Origin of the sequence: Burkholderia reimsis (assembly GCF_003294055.1) — a bacterium.
Lineage (GTDB): Bacteria > Pseudomonadota > Gammaproteobacteria > Burkholderiales > Burkholderiaceae > Burkholderia > Burkholderia cepacia.
Genome location: NZ_QMFZ01000040.1, coordinates 13,210 through 38,013, shown reverse-complemented (window position 1 = coordinate 38,013; position 24,804 = coordinate 13,210). Strand labels below are relative to the sequence as shown.

The following is a 24,804-nucleotide window of genomic DNA, read 5'->3' as shown; positions in this document are numbered from 1 at the left end:
GCGCATTCTAGCACTGCGCGCCGCCGCCGGCAGTGCGCGAGCGGCGGCCGCTGCGAAACACGGCCGGATCGTCGTAGAACGCGGGCTCGGCATTCGCATCGCACCAGCCCGGCACGCCGAGCACCGGGAGCGGCGCGAAATCGCGGCTCGTCAGCGCGCGCGTCGCGAGTTCCGCGGCGACACGGGCGTCGACATGCGCGATGCGTTGCGCGTCGGGCCACGAAAAATAGTCGGCGCCCACTTCGACGATCCATGTGTGCGCGGTGCAGGATTTGTAAGGTGCGACGAGTTTCTCGAGCAGCGCATGGCCGACCAGCCGCGCCTCGCAGCGCGTGCCCCACGCATCGCGCGCGGCGACCAGCAGCCGCAGCCAGTCGAACCCGCGCAGCGCGTCGGCGAGCGCACGGTCGGCCGTCACGAACAACGCGGCGTTCTCGTCGAACAGCGTGAGCGCGTCGCGCAACGTGCCGCGCACGGGGCCGACCCCGCCCGCCGCGTCGATCGCCGCGGCCTGGCGCGCGTTCAGTGCGGCCTTGATGCGCGGGTATGCGAACCAGACGAGCGCATTGAAGAAGTCGTGCAGATTGCGGCGGGTCGGGACACCGCCCGTCTCCGCGATATGGGTCTCGTATGCGACGCCGGGCGGCAATGCTGCCTGCGGCACGAACCGCAGCGACCGGCCACGGCCGCTGATGCGCGGGCCGTCGGGCCCGGTATCGCTCAGGGCGCCATTCAGCGCGTCGAGCAACGCGGCCTCGCCCGCCCTTGCGGCCGCCTGTACAACGCGGCCGGGGCCCGCGTAAGGCGCGAGCCACGGCACGGACCAGTCGATCCGCGCAAAATCCGCCGCCCCGCTACCGGCCGCCTGGCCAGGTTCGCGCGGCGGCGCGAAGGTCACGCCAGTTTCCAGCCGATCGTCTCGCCGCCGCGCAGCGGCACGACGGGCGTATCGCCCGCGAAGATCTCGCGCGGCAACTCCCATGCCTCGCGACGCAGCGTGACCGTCTCGGCGCTGCGCGGCAGCCCGTAGAAATCGGCGCCGAAGAAGCTCGCGAAACCTTCCAGCTTGTCGAGCGCACCGGCGTGGTCGAACGCTTCCGCATACAGTTCGAGCGCATGCAGTGCCGTATAGCAGCCCGCGCAGCCGCACGCGGTTTCCTTCGCGTCGCGCGCATGCGGCGCACTGTCGGTACCGAGGAAGAAGCGCGGGTTGCCCGACGTCGCGGCCTCGACCAGCGCGACGCGATGCGTCTCGCGCTTCAGCACCGGCAGGCAGTAGTAATGCGGGCGAATCCCGCCGACGAACAGCGCATTGCGGTTGTACAGCAGGTGATGCGCGGTGATCGTCGCGCCGAGCAGGCCGGGCGCCGCATCGGCGTCGCGCACGTAGTCGGCCGCGTCCTTCGTCGTGATGTGCTCGAACACGACCTTCAGGCCCGGGAAATCGCGGCGCAGCGGCGTCATCACGCGGTCGATGAAGACCTTCTCGCGGTCGAACAGGTCGATCGATGCATCGGTCACCTCGCCGTGCACGAGCAGCGGCATGCCGGTTTCCTGCATCGCCTCGAGCGTCTTCGCGCATTTCGCCAGATCGGTGACGCCGTGGTCGGAATTCGTCGTCGCACCGGCCGGATACAGCTTCACGCCGTGCACGAAGCCGCTTTCGCGCGCGCGGCGGATCTCGTCGGGCGGCGTGTTGTCGGTCAGGTACAGCGTCATCAGCGGCTCGAACGTCATCCCGGCCGGCAGCGCGGCGAGGATGCGCTCGCGATAGGCCTGCGCCTGCGCGGTGGTCGTCACCGGCGGCTTCAGGTTCGGCATGACGATCGCGCGGCCGAACTGGCGCGCGGTGTGCGGCAGCACGGCGGCCAGCATGTCGCCGTCTCGCAGGTGCAGGTGCCAGTCGTCGGGACGGGCGAGCGAGAGCGTCGCCGGGGAGGAAGCGTTCGAGGCAGTCATAGGAGGCGTCGTGAGGAACGGCCGGGCCATCGGCGGGGCCGGAACGCGCGTGCGCGGGCCGACTGACGGCAAACCGCAACACGGGGCCTTTGGCCAGCGGAATCCGCTTTTTACCGCTCAGGGCTCGGTGATATGCTAGAAGCCGCATTGTACCGGGGTTCGCCCGGTTCGTTACCCCCCGCCTGAGCCTGCTGCCCCAAGTAAAATGTGCCAACTCTTAGGAATGAACTGCGCCGCGCCGACGGACGTCACATTCTCCTTCACAGGTTTCGCGGCCCGGGGCGGGCTCACCGATCACCATGCCGACGGCTGGGGCATCGCGTTCTTCGAGGACAAGGCCTGCCGCCTGTTCATCGATCACCAGGCATCGGCCACGTCGCCGATCGCCGAAATGGTGAAGCGCTACCCGATCAAGTCCAAGAACACCATCGCGCACATCCGCAAGGCGACGCAGGGCCACATCCTGCTCGAGAACAGCCATCCGTTCATGCGCGAGCTGTGGGGCCGGCACTGGATCTTCGCGCATAACGGCGACCTCCAGGACTACGCACCGGACATGGACGGCAGCGTCTATCATCCGGTCGGCACGACCGACAGCGAACAGGCGTTCTGCGTGCTGATGCAGGGGCTGCGCGAAACGTTTCCCGGCGCGCAGCCGCCGCTGCCCGAACTGTTCGAGCGCGTCGGCGAACTGACACGCGGCATCACCGATCACGGCGTGTTCAATTTCCTGATGTCGAACGGCCAGGCGCTGTTCGCGCACTGCTCGACGCGGCTGCACTACCTCGTGCGGCGCTGGCCGTTCTCGACCGCGCATCTCGTCGACGAAGACCTGTCGATCGATTTCGCGAAATACACGACGCCCGAGGATCGCGTCGCGGTGATCGCGACGCAGCCGCTCACCGACAACGAAGTCTGGACCGCGTTCGAGCCGGGCGAACTGATCATGTTCCAGTGCGGCGACGTCGCCGCGCGGATGCGGATCCCGGTGCCCGAACGCGTGCTCGAGAAGCTGCGCAATCCGGCGCTCGACGCATCGGCGTCGGCGCCGCGTGACACACGCGAGGCGCTCGCCACCGCCGCCGACGTCGATTCCGACGACGCGATCGACTTCTGAGCCCGGCGCGCTGGCGCCCCTCCCCTGTCAGCCACTGTCCGGCAAGTCGACGGCTCGCCGCCGGGTCATATCGCTCGCCGGGTGCCGATTCCGGTTCATCCGGGCCAAATTCCCGTATATCGAAGCGAAGCAACACGACATTCGCCCGATTCGATTCATTTCAATATAAAACGATCCAGGCGGGAAAATAATAAATCACTCAGTCGGAATGCAGACAATCCGGAAACCGCATTTTAACGCACCAACCTGATGCAAACCGTGCGCCACCCCACTGATCCGGCGATCACGAACCCGCACGTAAATAATCGGCAGAATCCTTACCCCACAAGGCTTTCAGTTCGATTCGTCACACAATCAAGAAATACAGAATAAAAACAGCACTATTGCCGCATTTGTTAGCTTTCCGACAATTCACCTCCTTCCCGATCAGTAGAGTCCGCTCATCCTCGGTGTAACGAATCGCGAATGGCGGAGATACGGCCACGGCCGCCGCGCATCCATTCACGCCATTCTTCACCGCGGATTGCGATTTCACCGCACCGCGGTGAAAACCACATCAAAAGAAGAGAGAGGGGCTTGTCGTGAATCACTCATTTCGATCGATATGGAGCGAGACCACCGGCTGCTGGGTCGCGGTTGCGGAAACGGCGCGGGCGCGCGGCAAGCGGTCGGGCAGCCCATCCGGCGCAAGCCTGCGCGCCGCCCACACGGCAGCGCGCCGGACGCCGCTTCGCGCCGCGGCACTCGGTGCCGTGCTGGCCATGCTGTCGGCAAGCTCCGCGTACGCATCGACGTGCGGCAGCGGCGCGGCCGTCGCGAGCGGCGGTACCTGCGCGCTCGGCAGCTTCAGCCCGACCGTCAATGACGACCTCGCCGGCGCCACGACCGTCTCGGGTGGCGACCGCGTCGGCCTGACGGGCGCATGGACCGGCGCAACCGGCGACATGGGCTACACGCCGATGCCGTTCGCCAACACGCCCATCATTTCAGGTAATCCGGATCAGCCGCTGGTGTCGCTCGGCGGCAAGACGCAGAGCGTCGGCACCCCCGACTCGATCACGGGCGGCCATACGTCCGTCGCCACTTACGACTCGGCCGCGTTCGTCGCGTCGAACGCGGGCTCGACCGTCGTGCAGGTCTATCACGACGTGAACGGCGACCAGTACGTGAACACGCGAATCGGCACGGTCGCGAATTCGGGCGGCACGCTCGACGTATCGATCGGCAATCCCGCGAACGCGCCCGCGGCGCCCGGCAACGCGATCACGATCGCGGCCAAGCAGACCGACCTGACCTACGCGGACGGCACCGGCTCGACACCGAGCGTCATCAACTGGAATTCGCGGAACCAGGTCTGGTTCATCACCGGCGACTATCTGGCAAGCGGCGGCCCCGTCGGCCGCGTCGAGCTCGACGTGCCGACCTACGCGGGCACCTTCACCGCGTTCGACGGCAGCAAGTGGACCGTCACCGACGCCGCGTCGCTCGCCGCGTACAACAACTTTCTCGTGCGTTCGGTCCAGAGCGGCGCACTCGGCTCGCAGGCAGCCTACGACAATGCGTTCGGCCAGGCCGTGACGTTCGCCACGCAAACCTTCGAGTATGCGAACAACGTGTCGCCCGACGACAAGAACGCGCTCCCCAGAAACTATCCGTCGGTGATGCACGGCACGGGCGCGAACGCGACGCTGCACATCGGCAAGGACGGGCAGATCGACTTCCGGGGCGCCAATACGATCGACGCGAGCGCGGCCGTCGTCGCGGAAAACGGCGCGCACTTCGTCAACGACGGGCGCCTGTCGGGCGACTTCACCCTGGTGCGCCTGTTGAGCGGCGCAAGCGGCGTCAACAACGGCGTGATTTCGTCCGGTTACACGGCGGGCGACAATTTCGGCACGGGCGGCACCGCATCGCCCGACAATTTCGGCCTCAATACGTACGTCGAAGGCAGCGGCGTGTATGCCAACGGCACGGGCACCACGTTCGTCAACAACGGCGTGATGAACGTCGGTGCGTGGAATCTCGACCACAACCGGCTCGACCTGCAGAACTACGCGATCGCCGCGACCGACGGTGCGAGCGCATCGAACGCCGGCACGATCAACGTCGGCGTCAACGCGACGACGCTCGACAGCCAGGTGATCGGCGGCCTCGTCGCCGGCGGCAGCTTCACGAACGAAGCCGGCGGCACGATCTATCTCGGCCGCGCGGCCCAGTACGATGCCGGCACGCCGGAGGCCGCGAACGACGTCGCGCTGTCCGCGCACGCATACGGCATCCTGCTCGGCCCGTCGGGCACCGCGAACAACCTCGGCACGATCGTGATCGGATCGCAGACGCAGAACGGCGCCGCCATGGCAAGCATCAACTCGTCGTCGGGCACGCTGACCAACGCGGGCTCGATCGTCGTCAACGGTGCCGCACCCGGCACGCCGCTCGCCGACGTCGGCATGCTCGCGGCCAACACGGCGGCGACCGTGACCAACACCGGCACCATCACGCTGAACGGCGTAAACGGCATCGGCATCATGGTCGTCGGGACCGGCACGAACGCGACGGCCGTGACCTCGACCGGCACGATCAACGTGGCCGGCAGCCTCGATCCCGCATCGGGCACACGAAACTACGGCGTGTGGGCCGAGGGGCCGCACGCGAAAGCCACGCTCGACGGCGCACTCAACCTGACGGGCACCGGCGCGATCGGCGTGCACGCGCGCTCGGGCGCAACGATCGACGTCGGCGCCAACGCGGTGCCGGCGTTCATGTCGGGCACCAGCCAGATCGGCTTCTATGCGTATGGCGCCGGCTCGAAGATCAACGTCGCCGCGCAGCACCTGAGCGTCGACACCGACGATTCGACGCTGTTCCGAGTCGCGGGCGGCGCTGCCTACACGGGTGCGTCGGCAGCCGGAACGCTGACGACCGACGTCAACGGCCAGCGCGCGCACGGCGTGCTCGCGACCGACGCCGGCACCGTGCTGTCGACCGGTAACGCGATCTACAACGTCAACGGCGCGAACGGGATCGCGATCGGGGTCGAGGGCGGCGCGCAAGGCACGATCGACGCGGGCGCGACGATCAACCTGAATGCCGCAGGCGCGATCGCAGGCGTCGTCGACGGCCAGGCGCACGACCTCGCCGGCGCCAATGCCGGCGCGCCGGTCGCGACGACGCTGACCAACGACGCGGCCGTTACGTCGTCGACCGCGGGCGTGACGGGCTTCGTCGCGCAGAACCTCGGCACGCTCGAGAACCGCGACTCGGTGCTGCTGACGGGCGCCGGCTCGACGGGCGTCGTGGTCGGCACGCTCGGCACGGTGAACAACGCGTCGACGATCCGCGTCTCGAACGGCACCGGTGCGCTCGTGCAGGGCGCGTCGGCCACGCTGGCCAACGCGGGTTCGATCGAAGCCGACGACGGCGTCGCGGGCGTACGTCTGACGGGTGCCGGCGCATCGGTCGCGCTGTCGGGCACCGGCACCGTGATCGCGAACGGCAGCGCCGACGGCGTGCTGATCGACTCGACCGTATCGGGCGGCGGGATCGCGGCCGGTGCGACGTCGATCGCGGCCGGCGGTTCGGGCAGCGGGATTCACAACCTCGGCACGAATACGACGATCGCGCTGTCCGGCACACAGGTCACGACGACCGGCGGCGGCGCGAACGGCATCGTGTCGACGGGCGGCGGCGCGCGCATCGCGGCCGATGCGGCGACGGTCGTGCGCACCGCCGGCAGCAACGCGCTCGGCATCCACGTGACGGGCGCGGATTCGACGCTCGCGGCAACCGGCACGACCGTCGCGACGACGGGTGCCGGCGCACACGCGATCGTCATGGATGCCGGCGCGACGGCCCTGCTGTCGGCCGCGAAGATCGCCGCATCGGGCAGCCTGGCCGACGGAATCGTCGCACGCAGCGGCGGCCGCATCGGCGATACGGGCTCGACGATCGCCAGCGCCGCCGGCAACGGCGCAACCGCCGACAGCGGCGGCGTGCTCGCACTGACCGGCACGACGCTCAAGGGCGCGACGGCCGGCGTGCTGACGTCCGATACGCTCGCAAACGGCGCGACGAGTTCGGTGCTCGTCGACGGCGGCAGCGTGACGTCCGCGACCGGCCCGGCCTTCGCCGCGCGCGGCGGCACGGCCGACATCGCGGTGCGCAACGGCACGGTCGTGACGGCCGGCAACGGTACGCTGCTCGACCTGTCGAACGGCAGCAACGCCACCTTCACCGCCTCGGCCGTGAACCTGGCCGGCGACATCGTCTCGGACGCCTCGAGCACCGGCAACGTGCTCCTCGCGAACGGCACGACACTGACCGGCAAGATCGACCCGGTCGCACTGACCGTCGACCCCACCAGCACGTGGCGCATGACGGGCAGCTCCGTGCTGAGCAGCCTGAACAACGCGGGCCTGGTCGCATTCGCCGCGCCGACCGGTTCGCCGACGCTCGCGGGCAGCTACAAGACGCTCACGACCGGCAGCTACGTCGGCAACGGCGGCACGATCGCGCTCAACACGTTCCTCGGCGCCGACGCATCGCCGACCGACCGGGTGATCGTGAACGGCGGCACGGCGAGCGGCACGACGGGCCTGAAGATCGCCAACACGGCCGGCACCGGCGCGCAGACGAAGGGCGACGGGATTCCGGTGGTCGTCACGACCAACGGCGGCACGACCACCGCATCGGCATTCCAGCTCGCCGGGCCCGTGCAGGCGGGCGCGTACGAATACCGGCTCTATCGCGGCGGGCAAGGCGATGCGAACGGCTGGTACCTGCGCTCGCAACTCGATCCGTCGGACCCGGGCGACCCGATCCACCCGTCCGGTGGCGGCGACGGCGGCGGGAACGGCAACGGCAGCGGCGGCACGCTCGCGTATCGCCCCGGTGTCGCCGGCTACGCGCTCACGCCGCTGCTGAACGCCGACTACGGCTTCTCGACACTCGGCAAGCTGCACGAGCGCGTCGGCGACATCGCCAACCTCGACAAGCAGCAGCCCGGCAATCACGACGGCGTGTGGGGGCGCATCGGCGGCCAGAGCCTCGACGCGAACGCGGGCCGCTTCTCGGCCGACGAGCGCACCTTCTTCGCGCAGTTCGGCAAGGACTGGACGCTCGACCAGGCGCCGAACGGCGGCGCCAGCACGCATGCGGGCGTGACGGCCAGCATCGGCGTGTCGAACGCGAGCTTCAGCGACATGGCACGCGCCGATACGGCCAACCTGTCGACGTCGACGGGCTCGGTCGAGATGCACGCGCAGAGCGTCGGCGGCTACTGGACGAAGTACCTGTCCGACGGCACGTACTTCGACAGCGTCGGGCAGGTCACGCACTACGGCAACCGCTATCGCGACAGCTACGGCAACGAGGCGTCGCAAAACGGCTTCGGCGTCGCGCTGTCGCAGGAAGTCGGCAAACCCTTCGCGATCGGCGGCCTGCCGGTCGCGGTCGAGCCGCAGGCGCAGCTGATGTACCAGTACCTGAAGCTGAACGGGTTCAACGACAACGTATCGGCGGTATCGGGTACGACGACGAACGCGCTGCGCGGCCGCGTCGGGGTGCGCATCTTCCGGCCGAACCTGCAGTCCGGTTCGGGCGGCAGCGCTGCCACGCCGTACTTCACGGCCGACGTGCTGCACGACTTCCTGTCGCCGGGCCAGACCGTCGTCGGCGGCACGCCGTTCGCGACGCATCTCGGCCGCACGTGGTACGAGCTCGGCGTCGGCGTGACCGCGAGCTTCGGCAAGTCAGGCGAGCTGTACGCGAACGCGAAGATCGCGCGCAACATCGGCGGCGACTATCGGCGCGGCATCGTCGGGCAGGTCGGCTACCGCTACAGCTGGTAACGCCCGCGAGCGGCGGACAGCGGACGAAAAAAAACCGCCCGGCGCTCGGCCGGGCGGTGTCCGCATCGACGCGCGTGAAGCGCGTGACCCGCGTGAACGCTCAGTGCAGGATCTTCGCGAGGAAGTCCTTCGCGCGTTCCGATTTCGGATTCGAGAAGAAATCGTCCTTGCGGTCGTCCTCGACGATCGCGCCCTTGTCCATGAAGATCACGCGATGCGCGACCTTCTTCGCGAAGCCCATCTCGTGCGTGACGACCATCATCGTCATCCCTTCCTGCGCGAGTTCGACCATCACGTCGAGCACTTCGTTGATCATCTCGGGGTCGAGCGCGGACGTCGGCTCGTCGAACAGCATCGCGATCGGGTCCATCGACAGCGCGCGCGCGATCGCGACACGCTGCTGCTGGCCGCCCGACAGCTGGCCCGGGAACTTGTGCGCGTGCGCCTTCAGGCCGACGCGGTCGAGCAGCTTCAGGCCCTTCTCGTTCGCCTCGTCCTTGCCGCGGCCGAGCACCTTGATCTGCGCGAGCGTCAGGTTCTCGGTGATCGACAGGTGCGGGAACAGCTCGAAATGCTGGAACACCATCCCGACCTTCGAGCGCAGCTTCGACAGGTTCGTCTTCTTGTCGCCGACCGACTGGCCGTTCACGAGGATCTCGCCCTGCTGGAACGGCTCGAGGCCGTTGACGGTCTTGATCAGCGTCGACTTGCCCGAGCCCGACGGGCCGCACACGACGACCACTTCGCCTTTCTTGACCTCGGTCGTGCAGTCGGTGAGGACCTGAAACTGGCCGTACCACTTCGAAACGTTCTTGATGGAAATCATCTTGTGACCTTTTTCTGGAGACCCTTGACGAGAGCAGACGCCAACGAGCAAATCACGAAATAGCATGCGCCGGCGAACAGGACCATCTCGACGGTCGTGCCGTCGCGATCGCCGACGTTGGCGGCCGTGCGGAAGAAGTCCGCGAGGCTGATCACGTATACGAGCGACGTATCCTGGAACAGGACGATCGCCTGCGTGAGCAGCAGCGGCACCATCGCGCGGAACGCCTGCGGCAGGATCACGAGGCGCATCGCCTGCGCGTAGTTCATGCCGAGCGCAAACGCGGCGTTCACCTGCCCGCGCGGCACCGCCTGGATACCGGCGCGGATGATCTCGGAATAATACGCGGCTTCGAACAGCGAGAACGCGACCATCGCCGATGCAAGCCGGATGTCGATCGTCGGCGACAGCCCGAGCACGCCCTGCAGCACCTGCGGCACGATCAGGAAGAACCACAGCAGCACCATCACGAGCGGGATCGAGCGGAACACCGTCACGTACGCCTTCGCGAACCACGCGAGCGGCTTCACGCCGGACAGCCGCAGCAGCGCCAGCAGCGTGCCCCAGACGATGCCGACAACGATCGCGATCAGCGTGATCTTGAACGTGACGATCGCGCCCGTCCACAGCGTCGGTATCGCGCCGGGAATACTACTCCAGTCGAACTGATGCATCACTTGCCTCCGATATAGCCGGGCAGCCGCGTGCGGCCTTCGATCCAGCGCATGAACGCCATCACGACGAGGTTGATGATCACGTAGGCGAGCGTCACCGCGATGAAGGATTCATACGTCTGCGCGGTGTAGTCGACGAGCTGGCGCGCTTGCGCGGACAGGTCGAGCAGGCCGATCGTCGACGCGACCGCGGAGTTCTTGAAGATGTTCAGGAACTCCGACGTGAGCGGCGGCACGATGATCCGGTACGCAACGGGCAGCAGCACATAGCGGTACGTCTGCCATTGCGTGAAGCCCATCGCGAGGCCGGCGGCGCGCTGGCCCTTCGGCAGCGCGTTGATCCCCGAGCGCACCTGTTCGCATACGCGCGCGCCCGTGAACAGGCCGAGACAGATGATCGACGCGGTGAAGAACTGCGTGGTGGGCGGCAACTGCTTGATCCAGGTGCCGATCGACGCAGGCAGCAGCTCTGGTATCACGAGATACCAGACGAAGAACTGCACGATCAGCGGAATGTTCCGGAAGATCGACACGTACACGGTGCCGATCGCGGACAGCCATTTGTTCGGCACGGTGCGCAGCACGCCGAACAGCGATCCGACGATCAGCGCGATGACCCAGGCGACGAGCGACACTTCGATCGTCACCCAGAAGCCGGACATCAGCCATCCGAAATAAGTCGTCGGCTCGCCGGTCGACACGGGGCTCAGGAAGATGCCCCAGTTCCAGTGGTAAGACATGGGCAAGACTCCAGCAAAAAGAGACGGAAGAAGCGTGGCCTCTTCCGTCTCATTAGCGTCATTTCTGCATCAACGGCCCTGCGGTCAGTCGAGTGCCTTGTCGTTCGGGTTCGCGTACAGCTTCTTCATCGAATCGGACAGCGGGAAGTTCAGGTTCAGCCCCTTCGGCGGGATCGGGTTCTCGAACCACTTCGCGTAGATCTTCGCGGCTTCGCCCGACTTCTCGACTTGCGAGATCGCGTCGTCGACGACCTTCTTGAAGTCCGCATCGCCCTTGCGCATCATGCAGCCGTACGCTTCTTCCGATTGCGGCGTGCCGACGATCACCCACTCGCCCGGCTGCTTCGCCTTCGCGCGCTCGCCCGCGAGCAGCGCGTCATCCATCATGAACGCGACCGCGCGGCCCGATTCCAGCGTGTTGAAGGAATCGCCGTGATCCTTCGCGCTGATGATGTTCATGCCGAGTTGCTTGTCGTTGTTCATCTTGCGCAGCAGGCGCTCCGACGTCGTGCCGGCAGTCGTCACGACCGTCTTGCCCTTCAGGTCGGCGAAATCCTTGACGCCCGAATCCTTCTTCGTCATCAGGCGCGTGCCGATCACGAAGATCGTGTCGGAGAACGCAGCCTGCTGCTGGCGTTCGGTGTTGTTGGTCGTCGAGCCGCACTCGATGTCCACCGTGCCGTTCTGCACGAGCGGGATGCGGTTCTGCGACGTGACCGGGATGTTCTTCACCTGCAGGTTCGGCAGGTTCAGCTTCTTCTTCACCGCGTCGACCACCTTCAGCTGGAATTCGCGCGAATAGCCGACCACCTGCTGGTTCTGGTCGTAGTAGGAGAACGGAATCGACGATTCGCGATGGCCCAGCGCGATCACGCCCGTGTCCTTGATCTTCTTCAGCGTGCCCGTCTCCTGAGCGTGCGCGCCGCTTGCGAACGCGCAAAGCGCCGCGACCATCAGGACTGCCTTTTGGTATTTCATTTTGGTCATCTCCTTGGCTAAAACCCGCGCCAGTGTATCAAAGTAATATTTTTGAAAGTACTGTTGTTTACCGCACGTCGCAGCGCCCCTGGCAAAGCCTTCCTCCCGGCTCCAGGCGCCCCGAATGCGCGCGCGGGCGATGCCGGATTCGGCACCGCCCGCGAGGGTTCATATCCGCAACCGGGTGGATTGCGTCATGAATGGATCATAGTCAATGATCAGGGGTAGAGGCCACGCATTTCGCGCGCCATCAGGATGCGCTTGCACGCCACGATGAACGCCGCCGTACGCACCGACACCTTGTGCTCTTCCGCGACCGCCCACACGCCGGAGAACGCTTCGCGCATCACGCGCTCGAGACGGTGGTTGATCTCGTCTTCCGTCCAGAAGAAGCTCGAGAAATCCTGCACCCACTCGAAGTACGAAACGGTCACGCCGCCCGCGTTCGCGATCACGTCCGGGATCACGAGCACGCCGTTCGCGGTCAGGATGTCGTCCGCCGCCGTCGTCGTCGGGCCGTTCGCGCCTTCGACGATGATCTTCGTGCGGATCTTCGCTGCGTTCTTCTCGGTGATCTGGTTTTCCAGTGCCGCCGGGATCAGGATGTCGGTTTCGACCGTCCAGAACTCGTCGTTCGGCATCGGCTCCGCGCCTTCGAAGCCCGCGACGCCGCCCGTGCGGGCAACGTGGTCGAGCAGCTTGTTCGAATCGAGGCCGGCCGGCTGGTAGATCGTGCCCGTGTGATCCTGCACCGCGATCACCTTCGAACCCGCTTCCTGGAACAGCTTCGCCGCGATGCCGCCGACGTTGCCGAAGCCCTGCACCGCGATGCGCGCGCCTTCGATTTCCAGGCCCTTCTTCTTCGCCGCTTCGGAGCCGACGACGAACACGCCGCGGCCCGTTGCTTCCTTGCGGCCGAGCGAACCGCCGAGCGCGATCGGCTTGCCGGTCACGACGCCGGTCGACGTCTGGCCCTGGTTCATCGAGTACGTGTCCATCATCCACGCCATCACCTGTTCGTTGGTGTTGACGTCCGGTGCCGGAATGTCGGTGTTCGGGCCGATGATGATGCCGATTTCGCTGGTGTAGCGGCGCGTGACGCGCTCGAGCTCACCACGCGACAGCTTGCGCGGGTCGACGCGGATGCCGCCCTTCGCGCCGCCGTACGGCACGTTCACTGCTGCGTTCTTCACGGACATCCATGCCGACAGCGCCATCACTTCCGACAGCGTCACGTCCTGGTGGTAGCGCACGCCGCCCTTGCCCGGGCCGCGCGACACGTTGTGCTGCACGCGATAGCCTTCGAAGTGCGCGACGGTACCGTTGTCGAGCTCGATGGGGCAGTCGACGATCAGGATACGCTTCGGACGCTTCAGCGTTTCGAGCCAGCGCGACAGCGAGCCGAGGTACGGCGCGACGCGATCGACCTGCTGAAGGTAGTTGCCCCACGGGCCGAGATCGTCGGCGTGCAGGTAGGACGGGATGGACTGCTGTTGCGAAGACATGGATGCTCCAACGTTCAACGAAGTGCGCACATTGTCGAAAAACCCGTTTTTTTTATCCAATGCCGTTTGCTTATTCGATTATGCGTTTCTTGCATGATCGCGATTTTTCGCAAATCCGCGGTCGATTTGCGCAAGAACGCCCGCGATCGGCCGTGCATCGCGTGCTTGAAAAATCGTGTTGCGCGGGCGCGGGCCGGCGGCCGGGCAAGGTGCCCGACGGGCACCGCAGGCCCGACGTCAGCCGGCCGGGCCGGACGATCGACGGTTAACCGCCCACGGTTAACCCTCGGATTCGCGCAGTTCGTCGCGCACGACGTCCCACAGCGCACGCACGAGCTTCTGTCGCGGATCGTCGCCCTGCAGCGCGAGCTTGTCGCAGTACAGCCGGATCTCCATCGTCAGCGTGAACGGATGCGCGCCGCCGCGCACCGACCGGTCGAGCCGGATCAGGCGGCCGCCCGCCACCGCATCCTCGACCGCGCTGTGCGGCAGGAACGCGATGCCGTGGCCCGCGAGCGCCATCGCCTTCAACCCTTCGGCCATGTCGGTTTCATAGACTCGATCGAGGAACAGCGGCGTCGACGCATTCGCGACGATGACCTCCGTCATCCGGCCGAGATACGCGTTCGGCGTATATGACAGGTACGGCACGCGCGCATCGGCCGTGCCGGGCAGCGTATAGCGCGGCCGCCCCGCGCGGCCCGGCGCCGAGAACGGGCTGATCGGCTCGCTGCCGAGGATCAGCATGTCGTAGCGCGCCGGGTCGAGCGCGACGGGGTGGCTCGGGTGGTGGTAGCCCATCACGAGATCGCAGCCGCCCTCGACGAGCGACAGCACCGCGTCGTGCACGTTCAGCGCGCGCAGCCGCGTGTGGACCTGGCCCATCTTCGCCTCGATCCGCTGCAGCCAGCGCGGGAAATACGTGAGCGACAGCGTGTGCGGCACCGCGAACTCGATCGTCGGCACCGGTGCGCCGACGTGACCGCGCAGCAGCGTGCGCGCCTCGTGCGCCTGCGACAGCATCGTCAGCGCCTGCTCGTAGAAGATCTGCCCGGCCTGCGTCAGCCGCGTCGGATAGACCGAACGATCGATCAGTTCGGTCGCGAGCCATGCCTCGAGCGCCTGGATGCGCCGCGAAAACGCCGGCTGCGACACGTGCCGCAGCTCGGCGGACCGGCTAAAGCTGCGCGTTTCCGCGAGCGAAACGAAGTCTTCGAGCCATTTCAGTTCCATGCAGGCGGGCGCGGCGGGCGGCGGTCGGGAAGAAGCCTGCATTCTACCGGCGGGCGGGGCCGGCCGGCGGCTACGCAAGCGGCCCGGCGCGCGGCCGGATGCGGGCGCCGGCATGGCGTCGGCGCGCGGCGGCGGCGGCTCGCCGGGCGCGGCCGGAATCGTCCCGCGCCGATGGTAAAATGCCGGATTCTCCCTCCTCGCTCGACCCGGCCCTCAAAGCCCGCCCGATCATGTCCGACACTCGTCCCGATACGCTTTTCGCCCTCACCGCGCTCTCGCCCATCGACGGCCGCTACGCCAGCAAGACCGAAGCGCTGCGCGACTGGCTCTCCGAAGCCGCCTTCATGCGCCACCGTGTCACCGTCGAGGTGCACTGGCTGATCGCGCTGTCGCGCGCCGGCTTCGCGGAAGTCCCGCGCTTCTCGGAAGCTTCCGAGCAGTTCCTGCTGCAGCTCGCCGAGCGCTTCACCGCCCACGACGCCGCGCGCATCAAGGAAATCGAGCGCGTGACGAACCACGACGTGAAGGCCGTCGAATACTGGCTGAAGGAATCGGTGAAGGGCCAGGAAGAACTCGAGAAGGCCAGCGAATTCATCCACTTCGCGTGCACGTCCGAGGACATCAACAACACGTCGCACGGGATGATGCTCGCCGGTGCGCGCACGCACGTGATCGTGCCGGCGCTGCGCACGGTCCACCAGCGCCTCGTCGCGCTCGCGCACGCGCTGGCCGACCAGCCGATGCTGTCGCGCACGCACGGCCAGCCGGCCAGCCCGACGACGCTCGGCAAGGAGCTCGCGAACGTCGCGGCCCGTCTCGACCGCGCGATCGCGCGCATCGAGAAGGTCGAGATCCTCGGGAAGATGAACGGCGCGGTCGGCAACTTCAACGCGCACCTGTCCGCGTATCCGGAATTCGACTGGGAAGCGTTCTCGCGCGACGTGATCGAGAACCGCCTGAAGCTCACGTTCAACCCGTACACGATCCAGATCGAGCCGCACGACTACATGGCCGAGCTGTTCGACGCGGTCGCACGCGCGAACACGATCCTGCTCGACCTCGACCGCGACGTGTGGGGCTACATCTCGGTCGGCTACTTCAAGCAGAAGACGAAGGCCGGCGAGATCGGCTCGTCGACGATGCCGCACAAGGTCAACCCGATCGACTTCGAGAACTCGGAAGGCAACCTCGGCCTCGCGAACGCGACGCTGCGCCACCTCGCCGACAAGCTGCCGGTGTCGCGCTGGCAGCGCGACCTGACCGACTCGACGGTGCTGCGCAACATGGGCGTCGCGCTCGGCTATTCGCTGCTCGCATACGACTCGCTGATCCGCGGACTCGACAAACTCGAAGTGAACCCGCAGCGCCTGAACGAAGATCTCGACAACTGCTGGGAAGTGCTCGCCGAGCCGGTGCAGACGGTGATGCGCCGCTATGGCATCGAGAACCCGTACGAGCAGCTGAAGGAACTGACGCGCGGCAAGGGCATCACGCGCGAAGCGCTGCAGGAATTCGTCGGCACGCTCGCGATCCCGCAGGATGCGAAGGATCGCCTGCTCGCGATGACGCCTGCGTCGTACATCGGCAAGGCCGTCGAACTCGCGAAGCGGATCGCGTAAGCGCCCGTCTCCGTACGTAAAAAAGCCCGATGCGAGCAATCGCATCGGGCTTTTTCATTGCGTGCCGCGTCCGCTCAGAACGAAATCATCCGCCCCGGATTGAGCGCGCTCATCACGCTCATCGCCGCCTTCGCCGCCGGAATCGCGATCGGCGACAACTGGCGGCCGAGCGGAATCGCGCGATGGTCGATGCCGGTCAGCATCGAGAAATCGTCGTTGCGTCCGACGAAATCGTCGCAGATCGCCTTGCCGATCCGCACCGTCTGCGCGACGCCGTGGCCGCTCCAGCCCTGTACCATGTACATCGGCACGCGGCCGTCGGTCTTGCGGCTGTCGGTCGCGCCGTTCAGCGTGAAGTCGCTGACGCCGCTCCAGCAGTAATCGAGCGCAAACTGGCCGTCGACCTGCGGGAACACCGTGTTCAGCCGCGTCAGCAGATACGCGTTGACGTCGGGCTGCGCCCAGCACGTGCCGGTGCCCTGCCCGCCGAACAGCAGGCGGTTGCCGCGTACCGGCCGGTAGTAGTCGATCTGGAACTGCGTGTCGTACACGGGCATGCCGGCCGGCATCAGCGTCGCGACGTCGACGTCGAGCGGTGCCGTCACGCTTACATAGGTAAAGAACGGCACGGTCGTCGCGGCGCCGTCGTCGAGCAGCCGGAACGTCGTGTTGTGCAGCGCGAGCACGACGCCCTTGCGGGCGGTGATCGTGCCGCCCGGCGTCGTCGCGACGACGCCCGCGGGCGTCTCGTCGAGCTCGACTACCTCGGTGCCTTCGTACAGCGTGCCGCCGTTAAGCCGGAAACCATGAACGAGCCCGCGCACCAGTGCGAGCGGATGGATCTGGCCGCCGATCGCATCGATCGCCGCGCCGTGGTACAGCCCTGAACGCACGTATTCGTCGTGCAGCTGATGGCGGCCGACGAGCGTCACGCCCGCGTCGCCGAGATGACGGCGCGCATCCGCACCGTCCAGCAGCGCACTCATGTGGCCGGGGTGGACAGCGGCCGTGATGTGCCCGCGTTTGCGGTCGAGTTCGAGTGCGTAACGCGCACCGATCGTATGGATCAGGTCCATCGATTCGGCCGACGCGAAGCGCCACAGCCGCTTCGCGTCGTCGTGCGACAGGTGGTCGATCATGTCGGCCGCTTCCCAGCGCGCGAGGCCGGGCGTCAGTTGCCCACCGTTTCGACCCGATGCAGCCGAGCCGACGTGGTGCTTGTCGACGAGGATCGTGTCGACACCCGCTTCGGCGAGATGCAATGCGGCCGATGCGCCGAGCAGACCCGCGCCGATCACGAGCACGTCGCATACCGCGTCGTGCGCGAGCGGCACGGTGTTTTCATGGCGCGACAACGACGCCTCGTACCAGTTCGCCGGGCGCTCGCCGTCGTAGCGGGCCGGATCGCACCAGTTCCAGTTGTCTTTTTCGATGTTCAGTTGCGTTTGCTCGAAACGCGATTCGCCCTGGATCAGGGGTTGGTTATTGAAAGTCATGATTGCACTTACATGGTAGGGCCGCCTGTCGAAGAGCCTTCTGGCTTCGCGGGTGGGGCAGCCGGTTCCACATGGGTGTCAACGAGAAAAGGGGCGCGATAGCCCGTGTTGACGGCGGGCACGCTCGTGCCGCCTGGATCCCGGACTGTGCGAAAGCACGTATTGAAAGGTGCCGGGACACCCAATTTCTACACCGCAGAAATAATTCTACAGTGTAGAATCAGCTTTCGTCAAGTTTACAGCCGGTGCCGCACCGGCACACCGGCCCGTATCGATGAAAGACAAACCCACCCAGGGCCCGCGCGGCCTCGACAAGGATGCGATCGTCGCGGCCGCGCTCGCGCTGCTCGAAGACGTCGGCGAAGCCGCGTTCAGCGTGCGCAAGCTCGCGCAATCGGTCGGCTGCGACCCGATGAGCGTGCTGTACCACTTCAAGTCGAAGGAAGGCCTGAGTCGCGCGATCGCGAACGCGCTGTCGCGCTCGCTCGTGCCGGTCGACGCCACGCTGCCGTGGCGCGAACGGCTGCGAGACCTCGCGCGCCAGTACCGCGCGCTCGCGCTGCGCTACCCGGCCGCGTTCGCACTGCTGCAGCGGCACATGAGTACCGGGCCGGCCGATCTCGCGCACATCGAGGCCGTGCATCGCGCGCTGGCCGACGCCGGCATCCCGCGCGCGGCGCTGCCATCGGTTTGCGTCGGCTGGTATGCGAGCGTGATCGGGCTTGCCGCGGCCGAAGCCGGCGGCCTCACGCGCGCCGCGAACGACGTCGAGCTCGCGGAAATGGCGGCGCTGTCGGACGCCGCGCATCCGCTCGTCAAGGCGGCCGCCCCGCTCTATGCGCAGCTCGATCCGGCAGCCGTGCACGACACGATGCTCGACGTGCTGCTCGACGGCATCGCGAAACAGGCGCCCGCCACCTGACCGGGCCGCCGGCCACCAACGCAAAAGGCGCCCCGAGGGGCGCCTTTTGCGTGATGATTGCCGCGAACCGCGCTCAGTGCTGCTGCGCGATGCCGATCTTCAGCATGACCTGGTCGACGATCTGTTCGGGCGTCAGCTCGATGCTGACCTGGATCGCTTCGTCCGGGCCCGGTTCCTCGAGCGTGTCGAGCTGGCTCTTCAGCAGCGACGGATCGAAGAAATGGCCGGTGCGGCTCTTCAGGCGCTCGTGCAACACCTCGAACGAACCCTTCAGATACACGAACCGCACGTCGGTGTCGGTGCCGCGCAGCACGTCGCGGTACGACCGCTTCAGCGACGAGCACGTGAACACGGCCGTCTCGCCCGCGCGCTGCTTTTCCTCGATGGCCGCGCGAATCGTGCGCAGCCACGGCCAGCGGTCGTCGTCGGTCAGCGGAATGCCGTGATGCATCTTTTCCTTGTTCGCCGCGCTGTGAAACGCGTCGCCGTCGGTATAGCTGCACGACAGGCGTTCCGCCAGCATTTCGCCGATTCGCGACTTGCCCGCGCCCGACACGCCCATTGCGATCAGAATCATTGACTACCCCTTGTTACAGAACCATGCTCAGCAGCAGTGTAAAGCCGAGGCCGAGCACCGAGATGATCGTTTCGAGCAACGACCAGGTCTTGAACGTCTGACCGACCGTCATCCCGAAGTATTCCTTGATCAGCCAGAAGCCGCCGTCGTTCACGTGCGAGAAGATCAGCGAGCCCGAGCCCGTGGCGAGCACCAGCAGCTCCGGGCTGACCGTCGTGCCGGCTGCCGCCGCGATCGGCGCGACGATGCCGCAGGCCGTCGTCATCGCGACCGTCGCCGACCCCGTCGCGAGACGCATCAGCGCCGCGACGAACCAGCCGAGCAGCAGCGGCGACAGGTGCGCATGCTTCGCGGTCTCGACGATCTGCTGCGAGATCCCGCTGTCGCGCAGGACGCCGCCGAAGCCGCCGCCCGCGCCGACGATCAGCGTGATCCCGGCGATCGGTGCGAGACACTCGCCGCAGAACTTCTGGATCTGGTCGCGGTTGAAGCCCTGCAGCTTGCCGAACGTGAAGAAGCTCACGAGCACGGCGATCAGCAGCGCGACGTCCGAGTTGCCGGCAAAGCGCAGCAGGTTGTTCGGCAGCGATTTCGGCGTGAACAGCAGGTCGGCCCAGCTGCCGACGAGCATCAGCACGACGGGCAGCAGGATCGTGAACAGCGTGATGCCGAAGCTCGGCAGTTCGCGCTTGCGGCCGTCCGCATGCGAGTCGACGAACTGCGACGCGAGCGGGTTGTTTTCCGGCAGCTTCACGAACTTCGAGATCGTCAGCGCGAACAGCGGGCCCGCGATGATCGCGGTCGGCACGCCGACGATCAGGCCGAACGCGATCGTCTTGCCGATATCGGCGCCGTATTGCTGGACGGCCAGCAGCGCGGCCGGGTGCGGCGGGATCAGGCCGTGCACGACGGACAGGCCGGCCACCATCGGCAGGCCGACGACGAGCAGCGACTTGCCGGTGCGCTTCGCGACGTTGAACGCGATCGGGATCAGCAGCACGAAGCCGACTTCGAAGAACACCGGCAAGCCGACGATGATCGCGACGAACATCATCGCCCAGTGGATGTTCTTTTCACCGAACCAGTCGATCAGCGTGGTCGCGATCCGTTCGGCGCCGCCCGATTCGGCCATCATCTTGCCGAGCATCGTGCCGAGGCCGACGACGATCGCGATGTGGCCGAGCGTGCCGCCGGTACCCGTTTCGAACGACTTGACGATCTTGTCCATCGGCATGCCGACGACGAGGCCGAGGCCGAGCGAGACGATGATCAGCACCAGGAACGGGTAGATCTTGTAGCGCGCGATCATCAGGATCAGCGCGGCAATCGCGATCAGCGTGAATACGAGCAGCATGCTGCCTTGGACAGCCCCCATGTGGACTCCTCCTAGAATTGTTCGAACCGGGCGCGTTGTTGCGAGTATGCCCGGCTATGCAGGTCTCCGGAACACGGGGGGTACCCACCCCGTCAGGACGCTGAATTTTACTTATCTTTACGGTCCGCGGATAGAACCGGTTCCATCAGCAAAAACCCTCGGTAAAACAAGCACTAAGCGCTTGTCTTCCGAGGGTCAAACCGTCATCTCGTACAAGTCTTAACGGGGAAGCTGGCTCGCGGCTTGCGCGAGGCGCGTGACTTCGGCCCAGTCCTGCGCGGCGAGCGCGGCCTTCGGCGTGAGCCACGAGCCGCCGACGCACACCACGTTCGGCAGCTTCAGGAAATTCGGCGCGGTTTCGACCGTGATGCCGCCGGTCGGGCAGAACTTCAGTGCCGGGAACGGGCCGTGGAACGCCTGCAGCATCGGCACGCCGCCCGCTTGTTGAGCGGGGAAGAACTTCACGATCTCGTAGCCGAATTCGAGTGCCTGGATGATGTCGCTCGGCGTCATCACGCCCGGCAGCAGCGGCAGGCCCGCGTCGAGCGACGCGAGGTGCAGCTCTTTCGTCAGGCCCGGCGACACGCCGAACTTCGCGCCCGCACGCTTCGCCTGCTCGCAATGTTCGGGCTTCGTGATCGTGCCGACGCCGACGACGATGTCGTCCGCGAGCTGGCTCGCGCGCTGGATCGCTTCCAGGCCAGCCGGCGTGCGCAGCGTGATCTCGAGTACCTTCACGCCGCCCGCGTGCAACGCGCGCGACACGTGTTCACCCTGCTCGACCGAGTCGAATGCGAGCACCGGGATGACCGGGCCCAGCTTCACGATTTCAGCAATCGTCTTCATTGAATTGGCTCCTTGAAATTCATGCGGCGACGTGGGCGGCCGATTCGCCGACCAGCGCGCCGAAAACCGATGCGCCCTGCTCGGCCGGCGCGGCGGCCGCGCGGAACACGCCGAACAGTTCACGCCCGAAACCGACCTCGTTCTCGGCCTGGTGCAGCGGCTGCGCGACCGGGCGCGCCTGCCACTCGGCGGCGTCGACCTCGATGTCCAGCACGCCGGCTTCGGCGTCGATCACGAGCGTATCGCCCGTCTTCACCTTGCCGAGCGGGCCGGCCAGCAGCGCTTCCGGCGACACGTGGATCACGGCCGGCACCTTGCCCGACGCGCCCGACATGCGGCCGTCGGTGACGAGCGCGACGTGGAAGCCCTGATCCTGCAGCACGCCGAGCAGCGGCGTCAAACGGTGCAGCTCGGGCATCCCGTTCGCGCGCGCGCCCTGGAAGCGCACGACCGCGACGAAATCGCGTTTCAGCTCGCCGCGATCGAAGGCCTCCTGCACGGCTTCCTGCGAATCGAACACGATCGCGGGCGCCGTCACCTTGCGGTGCTCGGGCGCGACCGCCGAAATCTTGATCACGCCGCGGCCGAGCCGGCCCTGCATCAGGCGCAGGCCGCCGTCCGGCTGGAACGGGTCGCGGATGCCGCGCAGCACCTTCGTGTCGTGGCTCTCGGCCGCGCCGTCGACCCACGTCAGCTTGCCGTCGATCAGCTTCGGCTCCTTCGTGTAGTGCGACAGGCCCTTGCCCGCGACGGTCGTCACGTCTTCATGCAGCAGCCCGCCTTCGAGCAGGTTGCGCACCAGGAAGGCCACGCCGCCCGCCGCGTGGAAGTGGTTCACGTCGGCCTTGCCGTTCGGGTAGATCTTCGCGAGCAGCGGCACGACGGCCGACAGTTCGTCGAAGTCGTTCCAGTCGATCAGGATGCCGGCCGCGCGCGCGATCGCGACGAGGTGCAGCGTGTGGTTGGTCGAGCCGCCCGTCGCGAGCAGCGCGACGATCCCGTTGACGATCGCCTTCTCGTCGATCACATGGCCGATCGGCGTGTAGTGGCCGCGTCCGACGGTCAGGTCGAGCACGCGGCGCGCGGCCTCGGCCGTCAGCGCGGTGCGCAGCGGCGTGTGCGGATGAACGAATGCCGAGCCCGGCAGGTGCAGCCCCATCAGCTCCATCAGCATCTGGTTGCTGTTCGCGGTGCCGTAGAACGTGCAGGTGCCGTGGCCGTGATACGCGGCCGATTCGGCTTCGAGCAGTGCGTCGCGGCCGACCTGGCCGGTCGCGAACTGCTGGCGGATCTTCGCCTTGTCGTCGTTCGACAGGCCGCTCGTCATCGGGCCGGCCGGCACGAAGATCGTCGGCAGGTGGCCGAACTGCAGCGCGCCGATCAGCAGGCCCGGCACGATCTTGTCGCAGATGCCGAGGCAGAGCGCCGCGTCGAACATGTTGTGCGTAAGCGCGATCGCCGTGCCCATCGCGATTGCCTCGCGCGAGAACAGCGACAGCTCCATCCCCGGGTTGCCCTGCGTGACGCCGTCGCACATCGCCGGCACGCCGCCCGCGAACTGCGCGACGCCGCCGTTCTCGCGCGCGGCCGCCTTGATGATCTCGGGGAAATCCTTGTACGGCGCGTGCGCGGACAGCATCTCGTTGTACGAGGACACGATACCGATGTTCGGCTCGCGGATCGCCTTGATCGAGAACTTGTCGTTGCCCTCGAGGCCCGCGAAGCCGTGCGCGAGGTTCGCGCACGACAGCGCGCCGCGTGCCGGGAACTTGCCCTGCGCGCCGTCGATGCGCTGCAGATAGGCGGAACGGGTCGATTGGCTGCGGGCGATCACGCGTTCGGTGACCTTCGCCAGAGTGGGGTGCAGCGATGTCATGCTGGGCGCTCCTGTATGCCGGCCGACACCGGCGGTTGGAATCGTGGGGACGATCGAGTGCATCGAACGAACGAAGCCAGTCTAGTAGAAAAACTACAAGCACGCAACGTCGATCCGCATGCACGCAACCCTTATTCCCGCCACCAGCAAGGCTTTATCTAGTGAAAACCCTAATCTCGGGTATCCCGTACGCGGTGAAACACCGACGAATCAGCTAGCAATTTCATGTAGATTTTCTACAATTCGATTGCGATACACTCGCTCATCCGAACCCGATTTCTGCCCGCCCGTCCCATGCTGCCCCGCATTGAAGCGATCCGCGCCGAGTTGCGCCCGTCCGAGCGCAAGCTCGCCGACTACATCCTCGCCGCGCCGCGCGAGGTGCTCGACCTCGCGATGACCGAGCTGTCGACGCGCGCGGGCGTCAGCCAGCCGACGATCGCGCGGTTCTGCCAGGCGCTCGGCTGCAGCGGTTTCCGCGAATTCAAGATCCGGCTCGCGCAGAGCGTCGCGCCGGGCGTGTCGTCGGTCTATCGCGACGTCGAGCCCGACGAACCGGCGCCCGGCATCATCGGCAAGGTGTTCGACCGCACGATCGGCGCGCTGATCGAGGTGCGCAACAGCCTGTCGGCCGGCAGCGTCGCCGAAGCGATCGCGCTGCTGTCGAACGCATCGCGGATCGAGTTCTACGGCGCCGGCGGCTCCGGCATCGCCGCGCAGGACATCCAGCACAAGTTCTTCCGGCTCGGCGTGCCGAGCGTCGCGTATTCGGACCCGCACACGTTCTCGATGTCGTCGGCGCTGCTCGGGCCCCACGACGTCGTCGTCGCGATCTCGAACACCGGCCGCACGCGCGACATCGTCGACGCCGCGCGCTCCGCACTCGCGTGCGGCGCGAAAGTCGTCGCGATCACGCAGAGCCATTCGCCGCTCGCGAAGCTCGCGACGGTGAGCCTCGCGTCGAACGTCGCGGAGGAAACGGACGTGTTCTCGCCGATGACGTCGCGGATGTCGCATCTCGCGATCGGCGACATCCTCGCGGTCGGCGTCGCGCTGTCGCGCGGCCCCGCGCTCATGGAACGGGTCGGCCGCGCGAAGGAGGCGATCACGCGCCGCCGGATCGACGACGGCACGAAGGATTGAGCAGGCGGCAGGCAGAGCGCACGTAAACGACGAACGGCGCCCCGAGGGGCGCCGTTGCGCAGGGTTCCG

Annotated in this window: 18 protein-coding genes; 5 read left to right on the top strand and 13 right to left on the bottom strand. The window is 66.7% G+C overall.

The features are described from left to right. Positions 1 to 7: 7 nt before the first annotated feature. Together DPV79_RS33385 and pyrC are read right to left on the bottom strand one after the other, a co-directional pair. Complete coding sequence (locus DPV79_RS33385; protein WP_113047448.1) at positions 8 to 898, bottom strand: DUF3025 domain-containing protein; 891 nt, start codon at positions 896 to 898, stop codon at positions 8 to 10. Next, positions 895 to 1,959, bottom strand: a complete 1,065-nt coding sequence (pyrC, locus tag DPV79_RS33380; protein ID WP_027788369.1) for a dihydroorotase — start codon at positions 1,957 to 1,959, stop codon at positions 895 to 897. Before pyrC ends, DPV79_RS33385 begins: the two co-directional genes overlap by 4 nt. A gap of 205 nt (positions 1,960 to 2,164) precedes the next feature. Here pyrC and DPV79_RS33375 point away from each other — a divergent pair, with 205 nt between their 5' ends. Both DPV79_RS33375 and DPV79_RS33370 read left to right on the top strand, forming a co-directional pair. Then, complete coding sequence (locus tag DPV79_RS33375; RefSeq protein WP_081052699.1) at positions 2,165 to 3,076, top strand: class II glutamine amidotransferase; 912 nt, start codon at positions 2,165 to 2,167, stop codon at positions 3,074 to 3,076. Positions 3,077 to 3,657: 581 nt separating this feature from the next. Next, complete coding sequence (locus DPV79_RS33370; RefSeq protein ID WP_113047447.1) at positions 3,658 to 8,925, top strand: autotransporter outer membrane beta-barrel domain-containing protein; 5,268 nt, start codon at positions 3,658 to 3,660, stop codon at positions 8,923 to 8,925. Positions 8,926 to 9,025: 100 nt separating this feature from the next. Here the strand turns inward: DPV79_RS33370 and DPV79_RS33365 are convergent, their stop codons facing one another. The 6 genes from DPV79_RS33365 to DPV79_RS33335 all read right to left on the bottom strand — a co-directional run bounded on the left by DPV79_RS33365 (position 9,026) and on the right by DPV79_RS33335 (position 14,881). Continuing rightward, on the bottom strand, positions 9,026 to 9,751 hold the full coding sequence (locus tag DPV79_RS33365; protein WP_027788372.1) for an amino acid ABC transporter ATP-binding protein: 726 nt from the start codon (positions 9,749 to 9,751) through the stop codon (positions 9,026 to 9,028). Next, positions 9,748 to 10,425, bottom strand: a complete 678-nt coding sequence (gltK, locus tag DPV79_RS33360; protein WP_042977589.1) for a glutamate/aspartate ABC transporter permease GltK — start codon at positions 10,423 to 10,425, stop codon at positions 9,748 to 9,750. The genes DPV79_RS33365 and gltK overlap by 4 nt, the downstream gene beginning before the upstream one ends. Further along, positions 10,425 to 11,165 carry an amino acid ABC transporter permease gene (locus DPV79_RS33355; protein WP_027788374.1) on the bottom strand — a complete coding sequence of 247 codons (741 nt, stop codon included), beginning with the start codon at positions 11,163 to 11,165 and terminating at the stop codon, positions 10,425 to 10,427. The genes gltK and DPV79_RS33355 overlap by 1 nt, the downstream gene beginning before the upstream one ends. Before the next feature lie 84 nt (positions 11,166 to 11,249). Next, positions 11,250 to 12,143 (bottom strand): glutamate/aspartate ABC transporter substrate-binding protein, encoded by an 894-nt coding sequence (locus DPV79_RS33350; protein WP_059687209.1) that lies wholly within the window; start codon positions 12,141 to 12,143, stop codon positions 11,250 to 11,252. Between the two features lie 218 nt (positions 12,144 to 12,361). Further along, positions 12,362 to 13,648: a Glu/Leu/Phe/Val family dehydrogenase gene (locus tag DPV79_RS33345; RefSeq protein ID WP_021163078.1), complete on the bottom strand. Its 1,287-nt coding sequence runs from the start codon at positions 13,646 to 13,648 to the stop codon at positions 12,362 to 12,364. A gap of 279 nt (positions 13,649 to 13,927) precedes the next feature. Beyond that, positions 13,928 to 14,881 (bottom strand): LysR substrate-binding domain-containing protein, encoded by a 954-nt coding sequence (locus DPV79_RS33335; RefSeq protein WP_113047445.1) that lies wholly within the window; start codon positions 14,879 to 14,881, stop codon positions 13,928 to 13,930. Positions 14,882 to 15,111: 230 nt separating this feature from the next. Here DPV79_RS33335 and purB point away from each other — a divergent pair, with 230 nt between their 5' ends. Further along, a complete protein-coding gene (gene purB, locus DPV79_RS33325; RefSeq protein WP_027788377.1) occupies positions 15,112 to 16,500 on the top strand; it encodes an adenylosuccinate lyase in 1,389 nt (462 codons plus the stop codon). A 74-nt stretch (positions 16,501 to 16,574) separates the two neighbouring features. On the opposite strand, the gene DPV79_RS33320 is transcribed toward purB, so the two are convergent. Then, positions 16,575 to 17,996: an NAD(P)/FAD-dependent oxidoreductase gene (locus tag DPV79_RS33320; RefSeq protein WP_113047443.1), complete on the bottom strand. Its 1,422-nt coding sequence runs from the start codon at positions 17,994 to 17,996 to the stop codon at positions 16,575 to 16,577. Positions 17,997 to 18,270: 274 nt separating this feature from the next. On the opposite strand from DPV79_RS33320, the gene DPV79_RS33315 reads away from it, so the two are divergent. Beyond that, the gene (locus tag DPV79_RS33315) at positions 18,271 to 18,918 is read left to right on the top strand and encodes a TetR/AcrR family transcriptional regulator (RefSeq protein WP_113047442.1); all 648 of its coding nucleotides are present in this window, start codon (positions 18,271 to 18,273) and stop codon (positions 18,916 to 18,918) included. 73 nt (positions 18,919 to 18,991) lie between these two features. Here the strand turns inward: DPV79_RS33315 and DPV79_RS33310 are convergent, their stop codons facing one another. From DPV79_RS33310 to edd, 4 genes are all read right to left on the bottom strand, one after another. Continuing rightward, complete coding sequence (locus DPV79_RS33310; protein ID WP_042974301.1) at positions 18,992 to 19,495, bottom strand: gluconokinase; 504 nt, start codon at positions 19,493 to 19,495, stop codon at positions 18,992 to 18,994. Positions 19,496 to 19,508: 13 nt separating this feature from the next. Next, positions 19,509 to 20,870, bottom strand: a complete 1,362-nt coding sequence (locus DPV79_RS33305) for a GntP family permease (RefSeq protein WP_113047441.1) — start codon at positions 20,868 to 20,870, stop codon at positions 19,509 to 19,511. Positions 20,871 to 21,089: 219 nt separating this feature from the next. Then, complete coding sequence (gene eda, locus DPV79_RS33295) at positions 21,090 to 21,716, bottom strand: bifunctional 4-hydroxy-2-oxoglutarate aldolase/2-dehydro-3-deoxy-phosphogluconate aldolase (protein ID WP_011350938.1); 627 nt, start codon at positions 21,714 to 21,716, stop codon at positions 21,090 to 21,092. Positions 21,717 to 21,735: 19 nt separating this feature from the next. Continuing rightward, positions 21,736 to 23,592, bottom strand: a complete 1,857-nt coding sequence (gene edd, locus DPV79_RS33290) for a phosphogluconate dehydratase (RefSeq protein WP_113047440.1) — start codon at positions 23,590 to 23,592, stop codon at positions 21,736 to 21,738. 294 nt (positions 23,593 to 23,886) lie between these two features. Here edd and DPV79_RS33285 point away from each other — a divergent pair, with 294 nt between their 5' ends. Next, on the top strand, positions 23,887 to 24,735 hold the full coding sequence (locus tag DPV79_RS33285) for a MurR/RpiR family transcriptional regulator (RefSeq protein ID WP_021158790.1): 849 nt from the start codon (positions 23,887 to 23,889) through the stop codon (positions 24,733 to 24,735). Positions 24,736 to 24,804: the final 69 nt, after the last annotated feature.